20 protein-coding genes are annotated in these 18,533 nt (G+C 46.2%); 17 read left to right on the forward strand and 3 right to left on the reverse strand.

All coding sequences use genetic code 11. From position 1 onward, the window contains the following. Positions 1–109: 109 nt before the first annotated feature. The 5 genes from DNHGIG_RS14865 to rpsR all read left to right on the forward strand — a co-directional run bounded on the left by DNHGIG_RS14865 (position 110) and on the right by rpsR (position 3,801). The gene (locus tag DNHGIG_RS14865) at positions 110–313 is read left to right on the forward strand and encodes a hypothetical protein (RefSeq protein WP_282200322.1); all 204 of its coding nucleotides are present in this window, start codon (positions 110–112) and stop codon (positions 311–313) included. Positions 314–334: 21 nt separating this feature from the next. After that, positions 335–2,461, forward strand: a complete 2,127-nt coding sequence (gene pcrA, locus DNHGIG_RS14870) for a DNA helicase PcrA (protein ID WP_282200323.1) — start codon at positions 335–337, stop codon at positions 2,459–2,461. A 44-nt stretch (positions 2,462–2,505) separates the two neighbouring features. Continuing rightward, positions 2,506–3,150 (forward strand): TerC family protein, encoded by a 645-nt coding sequence (locus DNHGIG_RS14875; RefSeq protein WP_282200324.1) that lies wholly within the window; start codon positions 2,506–2,508, stop codon positions 3,148–3,150. A gap of 119 nt (positions 3,151–3,269) precedes the next feature. Further along, complete coding sequence (gene rpsF / locus DNHGIG_RS14880; RefSeq protein WP_282200325.1) at positions 3,270–3,569, forward strand: 30S ribosomal protein S6; 300 nt, start codon at positions 3,270–3,272, stop codon at positions 3,567–3,569. 1 nt (position 3,570) lies between these two features. Beyond that, the gene (rpsR, locus tag DNHGIG_RS14885) at positions 3,571–3,801 is read left to right on the forward strand and encodes a 30S ribosomal protein S18 (RefSeq protein WP_282200326.1); all 231 of its coding nucleotides are present in this window, start codon (positions 3,571–3,573) and stop codon (positions 3,799–3,801) included. Between the two features lie 92 nt (positions 3,802–3,893). Here the strand turns inward: rpsR and DNHGIG_RS14890 are convergent, their stop codons facing one another. Further along, positions 3,894–4,664 (reverse strand): alpha/beta hydrolase, encoded by a 771-nt coding sequence (locus tag DNHGIG_RS14890; RefSeq protein ID WP_282200327.1) that lies wholly within the window; start codon positions 4,662–4,664, stop codon positions 3,894–3,896. Positions 4,665–4,823: 159 nt separating this feature from the next. Between DNHGIG_RS14890 and DNHGIG_RS14895 the strand changes: the two genes are divergently transcribed. After that, positions 4,824–5,867, forward strand: a complete 1,044-nt coding sequence (locus tag DNHGIG_RS14895; protein WP_439647776.1) for a tetraprenyl-beta-curcumene synthase family protein — start codon at positions 4,824–4,826, stop codon at positions 5,865–5,867. Positions 5,868–5,958: 91 nt separating this feature from the next. Here DNHGIG_RS14895 and DNHGIG_RS14900 read toward each other — a convergent pair whose 3' ends face one another. Then, the gene (locus tag DNHGIG_RS14900) at positions 5,959–6,987 is read right to left on the reverse strand and encodes an NADH:flavin oxidoreductase/NADH oxidase (protein ID WP_282200329.1); all 1,029 of its coding nucleotides are present in this window, start codon (positions 6,985–6,987) and stop codon (positions 5,959–5,961) included. A 205-nt stretch (positions 6,988–7,192) separates the two neighbouring features. On the opposite strand from DNHGIG_RS14900, the gene DNHGIG_RS14905 reads away from it, so the two are divergent. The 8 genes from DNHGIG_RS14905 to DNHGIG_RS14940 all read left to right on the forward strand — a co-directional run bounded on the left by DNHGIG_RS14905 (position 7,193) and on the right by DNHGIG_RS14940 (position 14,846). After that, positions 7,193–7,810 carry a ComEA family DNA-binding protein gene (locus DNHGIG_RS14905; RefSeq protein ID WP_282200330.1) on the forward strand — a complete coding sequence of 206 codons (618 nt, stop codon included), beginning with the start codon at positions 7,193–7,195 and terminating at the stop codon, positions 7,808–7,810. Positions 7,811–7,907: 97 nt separating this feature from the next. Further along, positions 7,908–8,159: a DUF1657 domain-containing protein gene (locus DNHGIG_RS14910; protein ID WP_282200331.1), complete on the forward strand. Its 252-nt coding sequence runs from the start codon at positions 7,908–7,910 to the stop codon at positions 8,157–8,159. 151 nt (positions 8,160–8,310) lie between these two features. After that, positions 8,311–10,641 carry a DNA internalization-related competence protein ComEC/Rec2 gene (locus DNHGIG_RS14915; RefSeq protein WP_282200332.1) on the forward strand — a complete coding sequence of 777 codons (2,331 nt, stop codon included), beginning with the start codon at positions 8,311–8,313 and terminating at the stop codon, positions 10,639–10,641. Between the two features lie 42 nt (positions 10,642–10,683). Then, the gene (locus DNHGIG_RS14920; protein ID WP_282200333.1) at positions 10,684–11,202 is read left to right on the forward strand and encodes a hypothetical protein; all 519 of its coding nucleotides are present in this window, start codon (positions 10,684–10,686) and stop codon (positions 11,200–11,202) included. 207 nt (positions 11,203–11,409) lie between these two features. Further along, a complete protein-coding gene (locus DNHGIG_RS14925; protein WP_282200334.1) occupies positions 11,410–11,556 on the forward strand; it encodes a hypothetical protein in 147 nt (48 codons plus the stop codon). A 252-nt stretch (positions 11,557–11,808) separates the two neighbouring features. Continuing rightward, positions 11,809–12,990 (forward strand): NAD(P)/FAD-dependent oxidoreductase, encoded by a 1,182-nt coding sequence (locus DNHGIG_RS14930; RefSeq protein WP_282200335.1) that lies wholly within the window; start codon positions 11,809–11,811, stop codon positions 12,988–12,990. 249 nt (positions 12,991–13,239) lie between these two features. Then, positions 13,240–14,301 (forward strand): DNA polymerase III subunit delta, encoded by a 1,062-nt coding sequence (holA, locus tag DNHGIG_RS14935; RefSeq protein ID WP_282200336.1) that lies wholly within the window; start codon positions 13,240–13,242, stop codon positions 14,299–14,301. A gap of 239 nt (positions 14,302–14,540) precedes the next feature. Then, complete coding sequence (locus DNHGIG_RS14940) at positions 14,541–14,846, forward strand: alpha/beta-type small acid-soluble spore protein (RefSeq protein WP_282200337.1); 306 nt, start codon at positions 14,541–14,543, stop codon at positions 14,844–14,846. A gap of 135 nt (positions 14,847–14,981) precedes the next feature. Here the strand turns inward: DNHGIG_RS14940 and rpsT are convergent, their stop codons facing one another. Then, positions 14,982–15,254 (reverse strand): 30S ribosomal protein S20, encoded by a 273-nt coding sequence (gene rpsT, locus DNHGIG_RS14945; protein WP_282200338.1) that lies wholly within the window; start codon positions 15,252–15,254, stop codon positions 14,982–14,984. Between the two features lie 163 nt (positions 15,255–15,417). Between rpsT and gpr the strand changes: the two genes are divergently transcribed. The 3 genes from gpr (at position 15,418) to DNHGIG_RS14960 (ending at position 18,111) form a co-directional block, all read left to right on the forward strand. Further along, positions 15,418–16,404 (forward strand): GPR endopeptidase, encoded by a 987-nt coding sequence (gene gpr, locus DNHGIG_RS14950; RefSeq protein WP_282200339.1) that lies wholly within the window; start codon positions 15,418–15,420, stop codon positions 16,402–16,404. 134 nt (positions 16,405–16,538) lie between these two features. Continuing rightward, positions 16,539–17,681, forward strand: a complete 1,143-nt coding sequence (gene spoIIP / locus DNHGIG_RS14955) for a stage II sporulation protein P (protein WP_282200340.1) — start codon at positions 16,539–16,541, stop codon at positions 17,679–17,681. Between the two features lie 61 nt (positions 17,682–17,742). After that, entirely contained in the window at positions 17,743–18,111 is a 369-nt protein-coding gene (locus tag DNHGIG_RS14960; protein WP_282200341.1) for a hypothetical protein, read from the forward strand. The last annotated feature ends 422 nt before the right edge of the window (positions 18,112–18,533 follow it).

Genomic DNA, 18,533 nt, shown 5'->3' on the forward strand with positions numbered 1-18,533 from the left:
GGTCATTATACCTTCTATGATGAGTCACATGGAAACCCATTCTTCATATTGACGCTCCTTTTCTGTGTGATTGTTGATCAAAAAACTAGCGGAAGATAGAGGTGATCTTATGTTTTCAAGAGAAGAGATCCAGCGATATATTACTCCTCATGCCCTGCGGACGCTCAATCGGGTGTCACAGTCGAAGGGAAACCGATTTACGGAGGATATGTTGAAACAGGCCGGCTTGTCGGATGAAGCTATACGGGCTATGATTCAAACACGGCGGATCGTTCCGATCGAGGGGGATTTTTATAAACAGAATTGGGTGTAGCTAACCATATGGAGGATCGTTATGACAATGGATGTAAGTGAAATCGTCAAAGGATTGAATCCTCAGCAAAAGGAAGCGGTCGAAACAACGGAAGGTCCCTTGCTTATCATTGCTGGGGCGGGCTCGGGAAAAACGAGCGTATTGACAAGGAGAATTGCTTACCTCATTGGCGTGCGTCAAGTACAGCCATGGAATATTTTAGCCATCACGTTCACCAACAAAGCGGCTAAGGAAATGAATGAACGGGTAGAAAAAATAGTGGGGATTCGCGCACGCGATTTATGGATGAGTACATTTCATTCGATGTGTGTCAAGATTCTTCGTCGGGAAGCAGAACACATCGGTTATGAGAGTAATTTCACCATCCTTGACAGTGATGAACAGCTTTCTTGTATCAAACAAGCGATGCTGGATATGAACTATGATATAAAGAAGTTTGACCCTCAAGTGATTCACTGGAAGATTTCTGTCGCGAAAAATGAGTTGATCGGACCGGATGAATTTCGCAAACGCAATGTAAAGAAAGTGATGGATGCGGTCGCGGCCGATGTGTACCGGTTGTACCAAAGGAAGTTGGTTGAGAATAACGCGTTTGATTTTGATGATTTGATCATGAAGACCGTTCACTTGTTTGCGGAGCACCCGAAGATCCTCGAGACGTACCAGGACAAGTTTCACTATATTCACGTGGATGAATACCAGGATACGAATCGGGCGCAGTACAAACTTGTGCGCATGTTGGCTGCCAAACGGCGCAATATTTGTGTCGTCGGGGATTCTGATCAGGCGATCTATCGTTGGCGAGGCGCCGATATCTCGAATATATTAAATTTCGAAAAAGATTACCCGGAAGCGACCGTGATCAAACTCGAACAAAATTACCGTTCCACGAGTACGATCCTGGAAGCGGCAAACCACGTGATCGCCCATAATACATCACGCAAAGAAAAAAGTCTTTGGTCGACGAAGGGGCCGGGGGAAAAGATCACGATCTACTCAGCGTTGGACCAGGAAGACGAAGCCCTTTATGTTGTGCAGAAAGTCAAAGAACATATTGAAAACGGCGGGGAATACCGAGATTGTACCGTACTGTATCGTGCGAATGCACAATCACGGACGATCGAAGAAGCGTTTTTGCAGGCATCCATTCCATATAAGATCATCGGAGGCATGACGTTTTATGATCGCCGCGAGATTAAAGATATCATGGCGTATTTGAAAGTCTTGTCGAATCCGCAGGATGAGATTTCTTTACTCAGAATTATCAACACGCCAAAGCGATCCATCGGCGATACCACCGTCAAGAAGTTGCTCGACTATGCGCACGATCACGACATGACATTATTGGAAGCGACAGGATACGCTGAAGAAGCCGGCTTGACGGGTAAAACCGCACAAGCCGTACAGGCATTTCATGACATGATGAAAGACCTGTACACCGCACAAGAAGGGTATACGGTAACGGAATTCGTCAATGAGGTACTAAACAAAACGGGATACCGGCAAATGTATGCTCATAGCGGAAGGGAGGAAGATCAAAATCGTTTGGAAAATATTAACGAATTTCTCTCTGTCACGCGCGCATATGACCGCAGACATCACAACACCGGGAATCTGGCCGGTTTTTTGGCAGAAACCTCACTGTTAAGTGATATCGACAAAGAACAAGGAAAGGCGCAGAATGCGGTACATATGATGACGTTGCACGCTTCCAAGGGGCTAGAGTTTCCTATTGTTTTTATCATCGGTATGGAAGAAACGATTTTTCCCCATGTTCGCTCGATGGATGATATCGCGGGAATTGAAGAGGAGCGGAATCTCGCTTATGTCGGGATCACACGCGCACAGAACAAACTTCACCTGATTCATGCGGTTGAACGTACCCTCTTCGGACAAAACCAGTTGAACCAGCCCTCCCGCTTTTTGGAAGAGATTCCGGAGCACCTCGTCGAACGTCATGTGGCAGACAATCATACGGAACAAGACTGGCAGATTGGAGAAAAGATCTCTCATCCGCAATGGGGGCAAGGAATCATCATGGATAAAAAAGGAGAAGGCGAATCTCTGGAATTGGAAATCATGTTTCATCCGAGCATCGGACTCAAACATGTCGCCGTTCGATTGACAAGATTGAAGAAAATAGGATAGATTCTCATCCCCCCGTTCATATATATGGACGAGGGGGAGATATTATGGAGCAAACATGGGTATTGTTGCAGATCCTTCTGATTAATGTAGTTCTTTCCGCCGATAATGCCTTGGTTATTTCATTGGCGACACGTAACTTGCGGCCTTCTCTACAGAAGCGGGCGACAATGTGGGGAGCTCTGGGGGCCGTCTTGATCCGTTTCGCATTGACGGGAACGGCCGTGTATTTTCTCCGAGTCCCTTACTTACAGGTGATCGGAGGTATCTTTCTCCTCATATTGGCTTATAAACTGTTGCGCGAAAATAAAGAAGAACAGCACGTGATTGAGGCAAGGGGAGTTCGGCAAGCGATCCGAGCGATCATTCTGGCCGATTTGATCATGAGTTTTGACAACGTGATCGCCATCGCCGGTATCGCCCGGGGAGACCTTCTGCTCTTATTGACAGGCATTTCGATCAGCGTGCCGATTATCGTTTACGGTAGCAAACTTGTATCTTATTTATTAAACAAATATCCTGTTTTACTCTATGCGGGAGTCGCCGTTTTGGGGTGGACAGGAGGTCTGATGATTTTGGAAGATCAAGCGATGATCCGATGGACAGAGCAAATGCAAGTATTAAAATCGGCCATGCCTTGGATTTCCGTGATCGCTACATCGTTGGCCGTCTTTCGCGGGAGGTTTATATAGATTCTCGTTGAATCTTTTTCTAAAAAACTCTTGCCAAAGCGATCATATTTGCGTATATTAATAATCATGTTCCTTACTCCATTTTTAAATGGGGTCAAAGTCCAAAAGGAGGATTTAGGATGCGTCAATACGAAACGATGTACATTCTTCAGCCAGAGCTGGATGAAGAAGAACGCAAAGCTCTCATGGAAAGATTCCAGTCGGTAATTACAGAACAGGGCGGTACAGTAGACAAGCAGACTGAAATGGGTAAACGACGTCTCGCTTATGAAATCGCCGGAAATCGAGAAGGGTTCTATGTAGTTGTGAACTACTCGGCACCTGCCACGGCTCCGCAAGAGTTGGAACGCGTGCTCCGCATTTCCGATCATGTTCTGCGTTACTTGACTGTTTTGAATCCTGTACATGGAGGTAAATAAGATGACATTCAAAAAGCGTGGTAAAAGAAAAAAAGTCTGCATGCTTTGCATTGAAAAAGTAGAACATGTAGATTACAAAGATGTCAATCGTTTGAAGCGGTATATCACTGAACGTGGAAAAATCCTGCCGCGCCGTATCTCCGGTAACTGTGCCGGTCATCAACGCCAGGTAACTACGGCGATCAAGAATGCTCGAATGGTTGCATTGCTGCCCTACACGGTTGAAGGGTAAGCAAGAAAAGAGACGCCTTTCGAGAGCTTTGCATGATCAGAGCTCGCGAACAGGCGTCTCTTTTTGTAGTGCCGACCACCGCATGAGTGTTGTCATCTGGAGCCAGCTGTTTGCTTGTTGATCCAACGCATGACGATAGCCTGTAATTGTTTTGTGAAAGAAGGAGACTCAAACGAATGGTCTGCACCGGAAATGTTGACGATCTCCTTATCAGATGAACCGATGCGGTCGTAGAGCGCTTGCGATTGCTCCGGAGGAACAACGGTATCCGCATCGCTGTAAATGACAAGGCAGGGGCAGACAATTTCCCTCACGCGTTCATACGGAATGGCAATCGCGTCTTCGTAAAAGGAGAAACGGAGCGGATAATAACGGTCATGTGCCTCTTTATATATGGGAACCGTCCCTTGTTCCCTCCATTTTGCAACTGCAGTATCCACATCTTCCTCTGCGAAGCTAATAATCACTTCCGCAATGTTGTACGCGGGTGCTGCAAGGATGATCCCATCGATGGGCGTTTCAATGGCGAACTGAGTGACAACTGTACATCCCATGCTATGACCGAGGAGATAGATATGATCGTATGTGTCACGATAATGTGTGTATACATCCCGCAAATCTTCGATTTCGAGGGAGATAGTATGATTTTCAAATTCTCCCTCCGATTCATTCAAATTGTTTGTGAAGTCGACCGATACATTATCCATCCGGTTTTGGGTCAATACGTCACGAAGGGAGGCGATCACATGACTGTCACTGCTTCCCGTAAATCCGTGGCATAATATAAAAAGTGAATCCTTACCAAATGTGTTCTCGATGAGATGAATGCGTTGACCGCGCGAATTTATGAGGAATTTTTTCAATTGGCAACAGCTCCTTATCGAGTCTTCTGTCATTAGCATAACGTACCGGGGATTCCTAAACAAATAAAATCTGGTGTTATGTTACACTATACGATGAATGCTGAGACAAGGAGATGAAGGTTCAACGTGATCCAAGCGCCGCAAACCCCTTTTTCTTTTATGTATCGTTGTTTTCGCAATGTTTTTCCGCTGACGAAACGGGAGCTTCATAAATGGAGAGATCACGCCTTGAAAATACCTGACCCTGAACTTCGAAAACAGGCGCTTGCAAGCCTCTCTTCCAAACGTTTTCACGCAGATGGCGGATGTGTATATGCTGCGGCCGTTTTACCAAGAGCGAAGGAATTGGTCACTTTGATCGTTGCACTGCAAACGATTAGCGATTATTTGGACAATCTCTGTGATCGCAGTACTTCATTGGATCCAGACGATTTTCGCCTTCTTCATCAGTCTATGATTGATGCGGTGTCTCCTGGGAACCTTTTACAAGATTACTATCGTTTCCGGGAGGAACGGGAAGACGGGGGCTATCTGCATGCTTTGGTTACCGTTTGCCAAGAAATGACGGCGGCATTACCGAGTTACCGTTTGATCCAACCCTATGTTTTACACTGGGTAAGACTCTATGGGGACCTGCAGACATATAAGCATGTAAAGCTCGAAGACAGAGAACCATTATTGCTCGCTTGGTGGAACGAATATCGCGCACAATACCCAGAACTCGCTTGGTGGGAATTTGCTGCGGCTACAGGATCAACACTTGGTATGTTTGTGCTCTTTCTCGCAGCACTTGAGGACAATCTGACAGTGTCGGAAACCGCCCAGTTGGCGGAAGCATACTTTCCTTGGGTGTGCGGATTACATATCTTACTGGATTATTTTATTGATCAAGAGGAAGATCGACAAGGGGGGGATTTGAATTTTGTGGCGTATTACCCTTCAGTGGACGAAGCATACAGACGGATCGATTACTTTGTGAATCGTGCGGTCGAAGCCGTACGACCATTGCCTCATCGTGCGTTTCATGAAATGGTCATCCACGGCCTGCTCGGTTTGTATCTTTCCGATCCTAAGGTTGGTCATCCGTCACATGCGGCATTTGTTCATGAGATAATAGGAAGGCACGGGGCAGAGACGAGGTTTTTCCACAGAGCGAGTCAATTGTATCGCCTTTTAAAAAAGACGGAAGGAAACAAGAGTTGAAGCGAAAAACAGTCTTGTGAACGGGGGAAGGAAGGATGTCCCCCGTTCAATGTTCAACCTATCTTTTCAAGTGACCGTATGGAACATATTCTTAAATCGAATAAGCTCGATCATACGGTTTGGGTGTTTGCGGACCTTTTTTCAACAGAATGCTCGCTTCGTTTGCCCAATAAGGGTTGCGAAGCATCCCACGGGCGACTGCAACCAGATCGGTCTGACCGTTTTGCAGAATCGACTCGGCGAGCAGCGGATCTTCCAACCGTCCCACGGCGATCACAGGTACGTTGAGTTCTTTTTTGATTCGTTCGGCAAATGGCACTTGGTAACCGGGATGAGAACCAGGTCTTCCTCCAGAGCCGATGGGACCTTCTCCGCCGGATGAGACGTGGAAGATATCGACTCCAGCCTCTTTGTATTTTGCACATAGGTTGAGGATATGGTCGATTCCATATCCGCCTTCCACATATTCGATGGCGGAGACGCGCATGATCAATGGCATGTCTTCCGGCATGACCCTTTTCGCTGCTTGAATGATTTCTACGCCAAAACGGGAAAGATCTTTTCCGTATTCGTCATCCCGCTTATTGGTTAACGGGGAATGAAACTGATGAATGAGATACCCGTGTGCACCATGGATTTCGATCGTGTCCACACCTGCCTCTATCGCACGGCGAAATGCACCTTCGAACTTGTAAACCATTTCTTTGACCTCTTGCGTGGTCAATGCGCGGGGTGTCTTATATTTCTCGGAAAAGGGGATCGCCGATGCGGATACGGGGACATCAGCATCTTCCGCTTTGCGTCCGGCGTGACCGATTTGAATCCCCACTTTCGCTCCATACGACTGACAAGCTGTGATGATTCTTTTAAATGCAGGGATATGATCATCTGACCAAATGCCGAGGTCATAATCGGTGATACGTCCATCCGGTTCAACGTCAGTCATTTCGATAATGATCAGTCCGGCTCCCCCGATCGCGCGGCTGGTATAGTGGACAAAATGCCAGTCGTTTGGTTTCCCGTCTTTGGCGGTTACCGAGTATTGGCACATCGGCGGCATAACGACACGATTTTTTAGTTTCAACGACTTGAGTGTAAATGGATCAAAGAGTCCAGGCATGAAAAAACCACCTCCCTAAAACTTATGGACAGTGATATTATGCCATATCGGTTTTCGTTCGCATGTAATACATCTCACATTCGGAAAAAGAAGGATATGTTTTTTAAATGTCGAAGTTAATAATTATGAAAAGTATAAATCAATCCGAGTACCGACCCGAATAAAAATTGTGCCGGGTTGGGAAAATGGGGAGGGATATAGGATTGTGTTACGTTTTACAAGGCGAGAACAGATCCTTTTGATCGCATTGTTAGTCGCGGTTCTCTTTTCAATCGGAATTTATGTTACACTGAAACCTTCACGTGAAGCGGCTGAACTTCCTTTTCAAAAGACAGAACCTTCAGAACAGACGAAACAAGTAGAAGGAAAAAGAGGGAACACACAGACACAATCTGTTAAAGTAGACGTGAAAGGAAGCGTTCACCATCCTGGGGTCGTTTCTTTGCCCGCCGATTCCCGCGTGGCCGACGCGATCGCGGCTGCCGGAGGAGCTTTGGAAAACGCAGATTTGAGCAAGGTGAATCTCGCCGCGAAATTGGTGGACGGCGGTCAAGTGACGATTCCCTCTGTTCAACAAAATGACGCTCATGCGGCGGTCACTCAACAAACGGGTGGTATGACCGCAGACGGTAAAGTGGATTTGAACCATGCAACGGAAGCGGATTTCGACAAATTGCCCGGGTTGGGAAGCAGCCGTATCAAGGCGATCATCGAGTACAGAAATACACACGGGCCCTTTCAATCGGTGGACGATCTGAAAAAAGTAAAAGGTTTTGGGGATAAACTGATTGAAAGTTTACGCGATAAAGTCGTTGTGCAGTAAAATTTTTGGGGTAATTATTTCTTGTCATGAGCTCGGCCTCTTCTGTCCATAGTAGTGAAGGGGACAGCCCCAAAACATCTATGGAGGAGGAGATCGAATGACAGTAGGAACGAAACTGCACCAAACTCTCGCATCTTGCGAATCTGCAGCGGCAAGCTTTAAATCGTTCGCATTAGATACCGAAAACCAACAAGCGAAACAAATGTTCTCTCAGTTGGCGCAAACGATGGAACAACAAATCGTAACTCCTCTTCGTAACCGCATCAACCAAATGGAACAACAAGAGCCGCAATACAAAATGAATCAACAAGCACAAGGGACGCAACAACAGTTTCAACAAAAGAAATAATCGCTCCCTGGAGGCCCCGAAGCTAAGGGGTCTCCCTTATCATCCGCGTTTAAACAGCCTTCACGATCAAACGATGTCGATCCACGACTGGATGGAAAGATCACATCACAGTCTCTTTAGTGAAAATGTTTTTGTGAAAGGATAGATGCCTTTGCGCAGACTTCTCTTTCAAACTTCGATTCTTTTTGCGGTAGGTGCCGTATGGCCTCCTCTCATCCCCAGACATTTTTCCCCACTGATCTTTCTTCTCCTTAGCCTGTTCTTTTTATCTCTCAGTTGGTTCTGCCGGGAGCAAAAAAATGTCCTTTCTTCCTTGTTTCTTTCGCTTGCATTACTTTGCAGCGGGTCAACGACTGTCATCGCGTATCTTGAACATCATCCTCCTGCCGTTGGCCCATGGTTGGAAAAAGAGGTGAGGATCCGGGGGATTGTTCAAGAGATTCCAATCAGGCAAGGGGAGATGTGGGTGTTTCCCCTCGAGTTCGAACAACCTTTTATCGATCGCGTGTGGGTCAGAACGGGCAAGATGATTAAGATACAAGCAGGGGATTGCATGCAAGTGGAAGGCACTTTACGGGCGCCCTCTCTTCCGCGTAACCCAGGGGCTTTTAATGAAAAAGAATATTTATTTCGCAGAGGGATTCATGCCGTCTTGGTGCCTGCAGAAGGGGAAAAGAGCATTCAACGACTGAAAACAGTCGATTCCTGGTGGAGATCCTTATTGGCGACTGTGCGCGAGCGCGTGGAGGTGACTTTGCGAACATTATTTTCGCCAGGAGAAGCCGGGTTTCTCGGTGGATTGCTATGCGGTTGGACCGATCAACTGGATCATCAGATGGAAGAATCGTTTTCAGTACTGGGTATTACCCATATCCTCGCTGCATCAGGCATGAATGTGGCGTTGCTCGTCATGCCTGTGTGGTGGCTTCTTGCGAGGCTGAGTGTACAACCTTGGATACGACTCATGATTATACTGCCATTCATTGCGTTTTATGTAGGACTGGCCGGAGCGACGCCATCTGTGTTGAGGGCAGGAATCATGGCTTCTTTGTTACTTATTGGGAAAGTGATGGATCGACCTGTCGATTTATTGACGCTTGTCGGTGTAAGTGCATGGGTATCGATTTTCATCGACCCACTCATTCTCTGGGATCTTGGATTTCAATTATCGTACGGTGTTACGATCGGGTTAATTGTACTGACTCCCCGTTTAACAACCTTCTTCTCTTTTCTTCCCTCTATCCTCAAGAATGCTTTGGCAGCAACGCTTGCAGCGGAACTTGTTTCGGTTCCCTTACTCATTCATACATTTCATATCTATACACCGGTATCCATCTTGGCGAATCTCTATGTCGCACCATTTGTTGCCGTTCTTGTCCCCTTGGGTTTTTTGCTGCTTTTCATGGGTCTGCTATCTCCCTTAGTTACCGCGTGGCTTGTTCCACTGGGGAACGCCCTACTTTATCTGATGTTGAAGCCTGTTCTCTTCATCGGAAAAAAAGAGTGGTTGTTGATGTCGTTCGCTTCACCGTCACCAGTCTTTCTCGCTTCTTACTATGGAGGGCTGTTGCTTCTCGTCGTCGAGCGATTGAAGCGTATTCAAGTCGTCCGCAAGTTGTCGCTCTTGATGATCGGCGTTTACCTGGTCGCTTTATGGTGTCCAGTATCACCCGGTAAACAACTCCTCGTGACGTTTCTCGATGTCGGACAAGGGGACTCGATTTTTATTCGTACACCGTCAAACCGGGTGATACTCGTCGACGGGGGAGGAGCCTACAAAAGTGCACATGGTGAATATAATGTGGGCGAAAAAATCGTCGTGCCTTATTTGCGGAACGAAGGTGTCCGGCAAATCGACATGCTGATTTTGTCACATCCCGATCAGGATCACATGATGGGGCTGTTTTCTGTGCTGCACGAAGTACCCGTGAAGAGCGTTCTTATCCCCGGCTTTCCTGATGAAAGTGAATCCTATAAAGAGTTTCTAGCTCTGGTTCAAGAGAAAGAAATACCATTATATCTCGCGCACAAAGGAGATCGGTGGGATGTCGATCAAGGGCTCTCTCTGCAAATCATCAATCCCCCCTCTCCTTATATCCGAGGAACGAGAAGGGATGTAAATGCGAACTGTATCGTCTTTGAACTGGATTACGGAAATCGCTCATTTCTCTTTACCGGTGATGTGGAGGGGGAAGTCGAACCTTTGATGCAGTCATCTCTCCATCCTGTTGATGCGTTGAAAGTCGCTCATCACGGGAGCAAATATTCGACATCTTCCGCTTTTTTGCAAACGGTTCACCCACGTTACGCGATCATTTCGGTAGGAAAAAACAACCGCTACGGTCATCCGGATCAGGAAGTATTGGAACGTTTAGAGCAGGAAGGCGCACGCATGATCCGTACGGACGAAGCGGGTGCTGTGCTTTGCCGTACGGACGGTGAGAACTTGACGATTGAAGTCACAAAGGGGATGCATAAGTGAACCTGTTCGGTAAATCCTAGAAACAGAGAAGGAGGATACACAATGTATGAAACGTTCATCAAACAGTTTATCGATATAATGGACGAACAGGCTCCCGTTACAATCGTACGAAATCGTATGGAGATGCCCCTTGGTTCAGTCTGTGCAGAACAAAGCACGTGGATTCATGCGAGGCTCGACTTACTTGATGATGCGAGTCCATATGTCGATGTGGTCATGACACCGCAAAACGAACAGGTTCAAGTGGGATATATCGTTCATCTTCCGTCAAACGATGAAATGACAGATGAACAACTGGTAAGAAATACACAACAGATGGATCATATCGATTCCATTTCTGTTGTGCAACCGATAAAAGGATCCAAAACAGACTGGTATGTAATCAAAGGGCATATGGATGTTCAACTGGCGGATGAGCAAAACAACATGAATTCGTTGACCCATGAACTTTCAAACCAAATCGTCTCGGTCATGCGCTCAACGGGTTACGATCATCTGAATGCCGACCCGGATCCTGAAGAAGATGAGATCGTCACTTGGAACACCGAAAAAACGGTATAACAGGGAGGAAGCGAGATGGCTACCGCACAGTGCTCAAGGTGTGATACACGCATGGAATTGGACGGCACCTGTTTGTATGGAGACATCGTTCAGGGTGTGATGTATTTTGTTTGCCCACTTTGCAGCCATTCGGAGCCCCTTCTCGCCAGTAATATTGATATCTTGGGCGATCACTGGATGGATGAGCGGGAATAGGGGGTCTTACGTTTGAAAAAATGGGTTATGATCGGTAGCATATACGTATGCTTGACGATCCTTGCACTTTCTGTCAGTGCGGAAGAGAAAGGAAAATCACACCCTGCCGGACAAAATCAGTGGAATAATTGGGTGCAATTGAAACGACTCTTCAGTTGAAAAGTATACTGAAAATAAACGAGGATGGAGCCGTTTGCTACAAAGCAGCGGCTTTTCTTTGTGAAAATAGTCTCTAGCGAATCGAACATTTTTCTGCCTTTAGAAATATAATATAGTAAGTGCATAATTTCACAATCTAGCCAATAAATATTACACGATGCAATCGAATGTTGTATGTAACGGAATGAGACACTAAAACAAAAAACCGTCGCTGGAAACGCCTATACCATCAAAAGGAAGGGTGTTTTATACATGACCAAGATTGTCGTGTTGGGAGCAGGATATGCAGGTATAGCCTGTGGGGTTCGCTTGCAAAAACTCGACATTCCATTTACTCTCATAAACAAACATCGGTATCATTATTTTACAACATTATTGCATGAATTGGCCGGTGGACGAAATGATGCGGAAGAGTATTATGTCGACTTAGAGGATGTCTTGAATGAAGATCAGGCGACGATTATTCAAGATGTTGTGACTGCTCTTCGTCCCCAAGAGAATAAGATCATCACCGAAAAAAGTGAATATGAATACGATTATTTGGTCTTTGCGCTCGGGAATGCTCCGGAATTCTTCGGGATTCCCGGATTAAAGGAACACGCCTTGTTACTGCGCAGTTTGGATACCGCCAAGGAAATCAGAGAACATGTCGAAGAGCAATTTCTTCTTTATAATCAAGATCAAGATTCAACACGTTTGCGTATCATCGTTGGCGGGGCAGGACTCACAGGAATCGAATTGGTCGGGGAATTGGCCGAATGGCTACCACAATTAACAGCCGCTTATCGTGTACCTTCTCATCAAGTGGAAGTGATTAATATTGAAGCCGCACCTGTCATACTTCCGATGCTTGATAAGAGTTTGCAAGAAACGGCGATGAACGTTTTGACGAAGAAAGGGATAAAAATCCGTACAGGAGAAAAGATTACGCGCGTTGGTGAACATGTCGTGGAACTTGCGAGCGGGGAAACCATCGAAGCGAAAACGATTATCTGGACGGGAGGAGTACGGGCGAATCCTTTGCTTGCGGAAGCCGGTTTTGAGACAGATCCGAGAGGACGGGCAAAGGTTAACGAATATCTACAATCAGTTGATTATGAGAACGTATTTGTTTTAGGGGATTCCTCCTGTTTCATCGGCCCAGATGGAAAACCCTTGCCTCCCACCGGTCAATTGGCTTCACAAATGGGGGAGCATTGTGCCAAAAATCTCAATGCTCTTTTGCGTCATCAAGAGCTGAGACCTTTCGAATTTCATTATATGGGTACATTGGCTTCTCTCGGTTCAGAAGTGGGGGTAGGGAACATCAAAGGATTTAAGACGAGCGGGGTGCCTGCCGGTTTTCTCAAGGAAATGACCAAAGTGAAATATCTCTATAATCTTGGCGGACTGCGAATGGTAGCTAAGAAGAGAGGTCAGTTTATGCACAGATAGTCTAAACATAGGGAGTCCGCTGCCGTGAGAAAAGCCTTGTCCGTCAAGGCTTTTCATTTTTGGCGCGGCTGGCAGCTTACAAATTGTGTGATAGACTGTAAGTAATACTTGCTTGGGGGGAAATACCCTTTTTGTTATTGAGCGATACGAAATGATCCAAAATAAGGATATGCTTGATCATGGATGAACGAATATCTGCTTCCATTGAAGTATTTTTTGAAGAGAAGATCTTTACAAGGAGAGAGTCGGGTGCTGAAACATTATCGGGAATTGATGAGCAGCATTCAAAATGGGGATATTCTTCCCTTGTATTTGTTTTACGGGAGCGAACAGGTTTTGATGCAAGAGGTTGTCGAAGAATTGATCAAGCGGTTGGTGCCAGCCGATTCTTTCAATTGCTTACGCTTCCACTGTGATGAAACGCCTATTCAGGCAGTTGTACAGGAAGCGGATTCGATGCCCTTTATGGCTGAAAGGCGCCTGATCATCGTAGAGAATGCGTTTCTTTTTACAGGGACGAAAGGAACACGTGTTGAGCATGATTTAACCTCATTGGAAAAGTATTTGGAACAACCTGCCCCCTTTTCGACCGTCGTTTTTCTTGTCTATGCGGATAAACTGGATGAGCGTAAAAAAATTACAAAGTTAGCGATGAAACGGGCGAAAGTAGTAAGCTTCCACACGCTGAAAGAACATGAATGCCGCGATTGGATCGAAAAACAGGTGAAAAAACGGAGAGGTCGTATCACACCAGACGCGATCAATCGCTTGATTCTCTATGTAGGAACAAATTTGCAACTCCTGCAGACAGAAATCGATAAACTCTGTCTTTACACGGATGAATCGGAAGTGATCGATGAAGATGTGGTCGATCTACTCGCTGCGCGCACCATCGAACAAGATATTTTCGTTTTTATCGACGAAGTCGTACGTGGACGTATGGAACGGGCTATACGCCTTTTCTATGATTTGCTCAAGCAGAAGGAAGCACCTGTGAAACTGCTTTTCATGATTACGCGCCAAGTTCGCATGATGCTTCAGGTGAAGCTGTATTCGCAGCGGGGCTTTGCCGTCCAACATATTGCCGGAATGATCGGTGCTCATCCGTTTGTCTGCAAAAGAGCCTACGAACAGGCGAGAAGCTATTCGCTTCAACAGCTTGAATCAATGCTTTGCGAGTTGGCGGAAATGGATTACAAAATCAAGTCCGGTCAAATCGGAGATACGGAAGGGGTCGAAACGTTTTTGCTGCGCCTTCCTCAATTTCTTGGTAGTCCCCCATGCCACATGGGCGGCGCCATCAGAGGGTGAAAAATTTCTTGTACAGGATGAGAGATTTAAAGCTGCCAAATACAACGGAGTGGCTTTTGGGTGGGTGTTATCACTTTGCGGCGCAGAGGTGAGTTGAAGGTCGTTCCGCAACCTCTGTTAAGAATCCGGGCGGAACGACCTTCATCGAACCCAAGCGCAAAGCGATACACCCACCCAAGCACTTGTTTCCAAGAAAGCGATTATGTCATTTGGGTACAATAAGTGTGGGAGGTGTTTCAATGGCGAGAAGACGCAATCGCATTCTCGTTCCCGAGGCTCGACAAGTGCTGGATCGTCTCAAATGCGAGTTGGTGCGTGAAGAACAGGGGTTAACGAATACAGTCACCTGTTCGACCAATCCCAATGACATCAAATATGAAGTAGCGGAGCAATTAGGCGTTCCCCTTCTGCAAGGGGATAACGGTGATTTGACGACGCGTCAAGCAGGAAAAGTAGGCGGACAACTTGGCGGCTCCATGGTACGTAAATTGGTTGAGATCGCCCAGCAGAAGTTAGCTGAAGAAAACGGAAAAGAACCTATATAGAGTAGACAAGACGAGAATGCGACGAGACAAATAAATGAAGAGTCATTTAGGGTGATTCTCCCGTAAAAAGTATCATGAGGTGGGAACTAGAGATACAATAGAAAAACGACCTTTGACAGGTCGTTTTCTTTGTCATTATGCACTCGCGTTTAACTGATTGAATTTACGCATCAAACGCGACTTTTTGCGAGCAGCTTTGTTTTTATGAATAATCCCTTTGGTTACCGCTTTATCGAGTGAGCGTGTAGCCTGGCGAAGAAGAACTTGTGCGTTCTCCTTGTCGTTATTTGCAAGCGCTGCCTCAAACTTTTTAATCGCTGTACGGAGGGCGGATTTCGCCGCAGCGTTACGAAGAGTACGAGCGCGGGAAATTTTCACACGCTTAATGGCAGATTTAATATTCGGCATCCTTTTCACCTCCTTAAAAAAACCTTTTACGATCCATCAAGAGGACATTGGCTATTTTATCACGTGAAAACTGGAAAAGCAACTCATCGATTTGTATAGTGACGATTGTTTTTAAATATCCTAAAGGCTAAGAGTGTAGCTACCAGAAAGGGGATCCTTCCGTATGGATTGGAACAGTTACTCGATTCGCACAGACCTTGCACTGGAAGCCCATCAGTTAGCCGGAGTCGAACAAGGGGGTACCGAAATCCCGGGAGTTGATGTGGAGCAGACAGACGAGAGTGGGATCCATATCTCGCGAATGCATATCAAAGATATGAACGGATCGCGGATCATGAACAAAATGATGGGCCACTATTTGACATTTGATGTACCGGAGCTTCGTTATAAAGATCCCGAGTTGCAACACAAGGTAGCGGAAGTATTCGCTCGGGAATTAAAAGGATTTTTGCGACTGAGAGAAAAAGATTCGGTACTTGTCGTGGGCCTCGGAAACTGGAATGTAACTCCCGACGCACTGGGGCCGCTCGTTGTTGAAAAGCTATTTGTGACAAGACACTTGTTTTTACATATGCCTGATGTGGTGAAAGAAGGATTTCGTCCGGTTGCAGCCGTTGCTCCAGGTGTTCTGGGAATCACAGGTGTAGAGACCAGCGAGATCGTTAAAGGGATCGTCGAACATATTCAACCGGATCTGGTTATCGCAATTGATGCACTCGCATCCCGATCGCTTGAGAGAGTCAATACAACGATTCAGATAACAGATACAGGAATCACGCCGGGTGCAGGAGTTGGCAATCGCCGCAAAGGACTGAATATCCAGACGCTTGGGGTTCCGGTTGTTGCCATAGGAGTTCCTACAGTTGTGGACGCGGTGACGATCGCACACGATACGATCGATTTGTTAATTCAACGAATTGAAAGGGATGTCCCGGGAAACACTTGCGCCCAGCTTTTTGAGAATTTTACCGAACAAGAAAAGAAACAGTTAATTCATGAACTCTTGCAACCATTAGGACAAAACCTCATGGTCACACCAAAGGAAATCGATACGTTTATAGAAGATATCGCCTCGGTGGTAGCCAATGGCTTAAACGTAGCTTTACACGATGCGATTACCATGGAGGATGCGGCGATGTATTTGCAGTGAAGGCGGCTCATAACGAGCCGCTTTTTTCAATACACTTGATCATTAGATGATTCGCGTTTCTTCAAATCTAGCATACGTTCTCTTCTTCTATCATATCTTTTGATAAGAGATTCTGAGAGAGGATGAGAATCGCCATGAACGGGAAAAACGTGAGAAGAAGAGGATTTCGTTCGTTCACTTTCCACATCGGAACGAAAAAGGCGCGAACGGCAATCGTGACGATGGGGCTGGCACTCTCCGTGATGTTTATTCTTCTTGGAACGGTCGCGGTACAGTTATTGATACCGAATCATCAAAACAGTTTAGCCGGGCGCGTTCTACATTCGGTAAGCAGCCGATCATTGCTTTCCGTTTTTCATCACGAAATCCCTCTTTACGCATCAGCCGATCCGAATATACTTGATCCATCGAAAAATCAGCATGCAAGCTTCAAGTCACTGTTCGTCTATTTATTTACAAATATCGACATCGAGAATCCGATTACGATGTTGGGAGAACAAATTCCTGCATTAGCAGTGACAAAATTTGAGCCGTTAAGCAAAGACTTTCAGGAGCCGCCGGGTGAAGATCATCTGCCTCCGCGACCGTCTGATCAAACGGAACCATCGGCGCCGCAACAAGAACAGCCTGTAGAATCGGATGGTAAGCCGATCGTCTATATTTATCATACGCATAACCGTGAATCTTTTTTGCCGGAGCTTCATGGGGTTACGGATCCTAATCAGGCGTATGACAAGGATAAGAATATCACATTGGTCGGCGAACGTCTGCTCCAATCGTTAAAAGCAAAACATATCTATGCTGTCCAGACGAAAAACGACTATTGGTTCAAAGGCGATGTGGAAAATGAATATGATTTGTCGAGAAAAACCGTACAAGAAGTATTAAAAAAATATGACAGCATCAAAATGGTATTTGACATCCATCGGGATTCTATGCCGCGCGATAAAACAACGGTCAAGATCAATGGGCAGGATGTAGCAAGAGTGTATTTTATCATCGGAGGATCAAACAAAAATAAGGAGAAAAACGAAGAATTCGCCTTGAAGCTTCACAATAAACTGAATCAAATGTATCCGGGGGTCTCCAAAGGTGCACATGTGGCGATTCCCAATCCAGCATTTGACACCAGATACAACCAGGATCTTTTTTCAAATGCGGTACTTATCGAGATCGGCGGCCCGGAAAATACGTTAGAAGAAGAATATCGGGCGGCTGACATCCTCGCTGATGTCATAGCAAATGTGGGCAAAGACGAGCAAAAGGGTGGAAAATAAGGGACAATGTTACCAGGGGAATAGCATTTGAATCCCGGAAACTTGAGCAGGTGAGCTTACGATGTGTCAAATCCTTGTGCGGGCGTTACGGTTGAGTGTTTACTCGATCCTATTGATCACGTTGACGATCATCGGTTTCACTCTTGCGGAGAGGGGAATGGAAACCCTTATAGGAACGAACCATGTCCAACTTAACACTGCAGCGGGCATATCGGAGGACCAAGAGAAGAAACCGGTTATTCTTGGCAAAATTGGACAGCAACCAGGCCGACCCATGGGACAACGGATGAGCCGTAAACTGGATGCTTTACATAGTCGGGTTACCGATTCGATCGATACAGCAAGTATACGAATCGGGAGGGGCATACAGGAATGTACCAGAGGGTTGATGCGATCGTTTGCGCAAGAGGGCCTCACCTCAGCGCGATGATTGAGCGCAAAGCATATAACCAATGAACGACCTTCATCGAATCCAAGCGCAAAGCGAAACACCCACCCAAACAATAGTTTTCAAAGTAGCCCACCATGCCGCAAGCGGCGCCATCAGAGGATGAAAAGTGTCTTCGAGTGGGCGTAATGCTTTGCGTGAGACAGCGACTTTGGAGGTCGTCTCGCGACATTTGATCATTGTTCCATGCGAGACGACCTCCACGGAGCGCGAACGCAAAGCATACGCCTACCAAACTACACTTTTTTCAAGGTAGCCACCCATTCCGCCACCGCAATGGATATGTCCATCCTCCAATATATGAAGAAGGCGTCAATTAAATCGTGACGCCTTCTTAGTTGTCGTTTTGTTGCCGCAAATGTATAATGTACAATAGCATTCTTTTGGCATTTTAAAGGAGGATG

The organism is Collibacillus ludicampi (assembly GCF_023705585.1).
GTDB lineage: Bacteria > Bacillota > Bacilli > Tumebacillales > BOQE01 > Collibacillus > Collibacillus ludicampi.

Excerpts from the sequence above, each read along its gene's own strand:
- DNHGIG_RS14865 (WP_282200322.1), top strand. The coding sequence starts at position 110 with ATGTTTTCAAGAGAAGAGATCCAGCGATATATTACTCCTCATGCCCTG.
- pcrA (WP_282200323.1), top strand. The coding sequence starts at position 335 with ATGACAATGGATGTAAGTGAAATCGTCAAAGGATTGAATCCTCAGCAA.
- DNHGIG_RS14875 (WP_282200324.1), top strand. The coding sequence starts at position 2,506 with ATGGAGCAAACATGGGTATTGTTGCAGATCCTTCTGATTAATGTAGTT.
- rpsF (WP_282200325.1), top strand. The coding sequence starts at position 3,270 with ATGCGTCAATACGAAACGATGTACATTCTTCAGCCAGAGCTGGATGAA.
- rpsR (WP_282200326.1), top strand. The coding sequence starts at position 3,571 with ATGACATTCAAAAAGCGTGGTAAAAGAAAAAAAGTCTGCATGCTTTGC.
- DNHGIG_RS14895 (WP_439647776.1), top strand. The coding sequence starts at position 4,824 with ATGTATCGTTGTTTTCGCAATGTTTTTCCGCTGACGAAACGGGAGCTT.
- DNHGIG_RS14900 (WP_282200329.1), bottom strand. The coding sequence starts at position 6,987 with ATGCCTGGACTCTTTGATCCATTTACACTCAAGTCGTTGAAACTAAAA.
- DNHGIG_RS14910 (WP_282200331.1), top strand. The coding sequence starts at position 7,908 with ATGACAGTAGGAACGAAACTGCACCAAACTCTCGCATCTTGCGAATCT.
- DNHGIG_RS14920 (WP_282200333.1), top strand. The coding sequence starts at position 10,684 with ATGTATGAAACGTTCATCAAACAGTTTATCGATATAATGGACGAACAG.
- DNHGIG_RS14930 (WP_282200335.1), top strand. The coding sequence starts at position 11,809 with ATGACCAAGATTGTCGTGTTGGGAGCAGGATATGCAGGTATAGCCTGT.
- DNHGIG_RS14940 (WP_282200337.1), top strand. The coding sequence starts at position 14,541 with ATGGCGAGAAGACGCAATCGCATTCTCGTTCCCGAGGCTCGACAAGTG.
- rpsT (WP_282200338.1), bottom strand. The coding sequence starts at position 15,254 with ATGCCGAATATTAAATCTGCCATTAAGCGTGTGAAAATTTCCCGCGCT.
- gpr (WP_282200339.1), top strand. The coding sequence starts at position 15,418 with ATGGATTGGAACAGTTACTCGATTCGCACAGACCTTGCACTGGAAGCC.
- spoIIP (WP_282200340.1), top strand. The coding sequence starts at position 16,539 with ATGAACGGGAAAAACGTGAGAAGAAGAGGATTTCGTTCGTTCACTTTC.
- DNHGIG_RS14960 (WP_282200341.1), top strand. The coding sequence starts at position 17,743 with ATGTGTCAAATCCTTGTGCGGGCGTTACGGTTGAGTGTTTACTCGATC.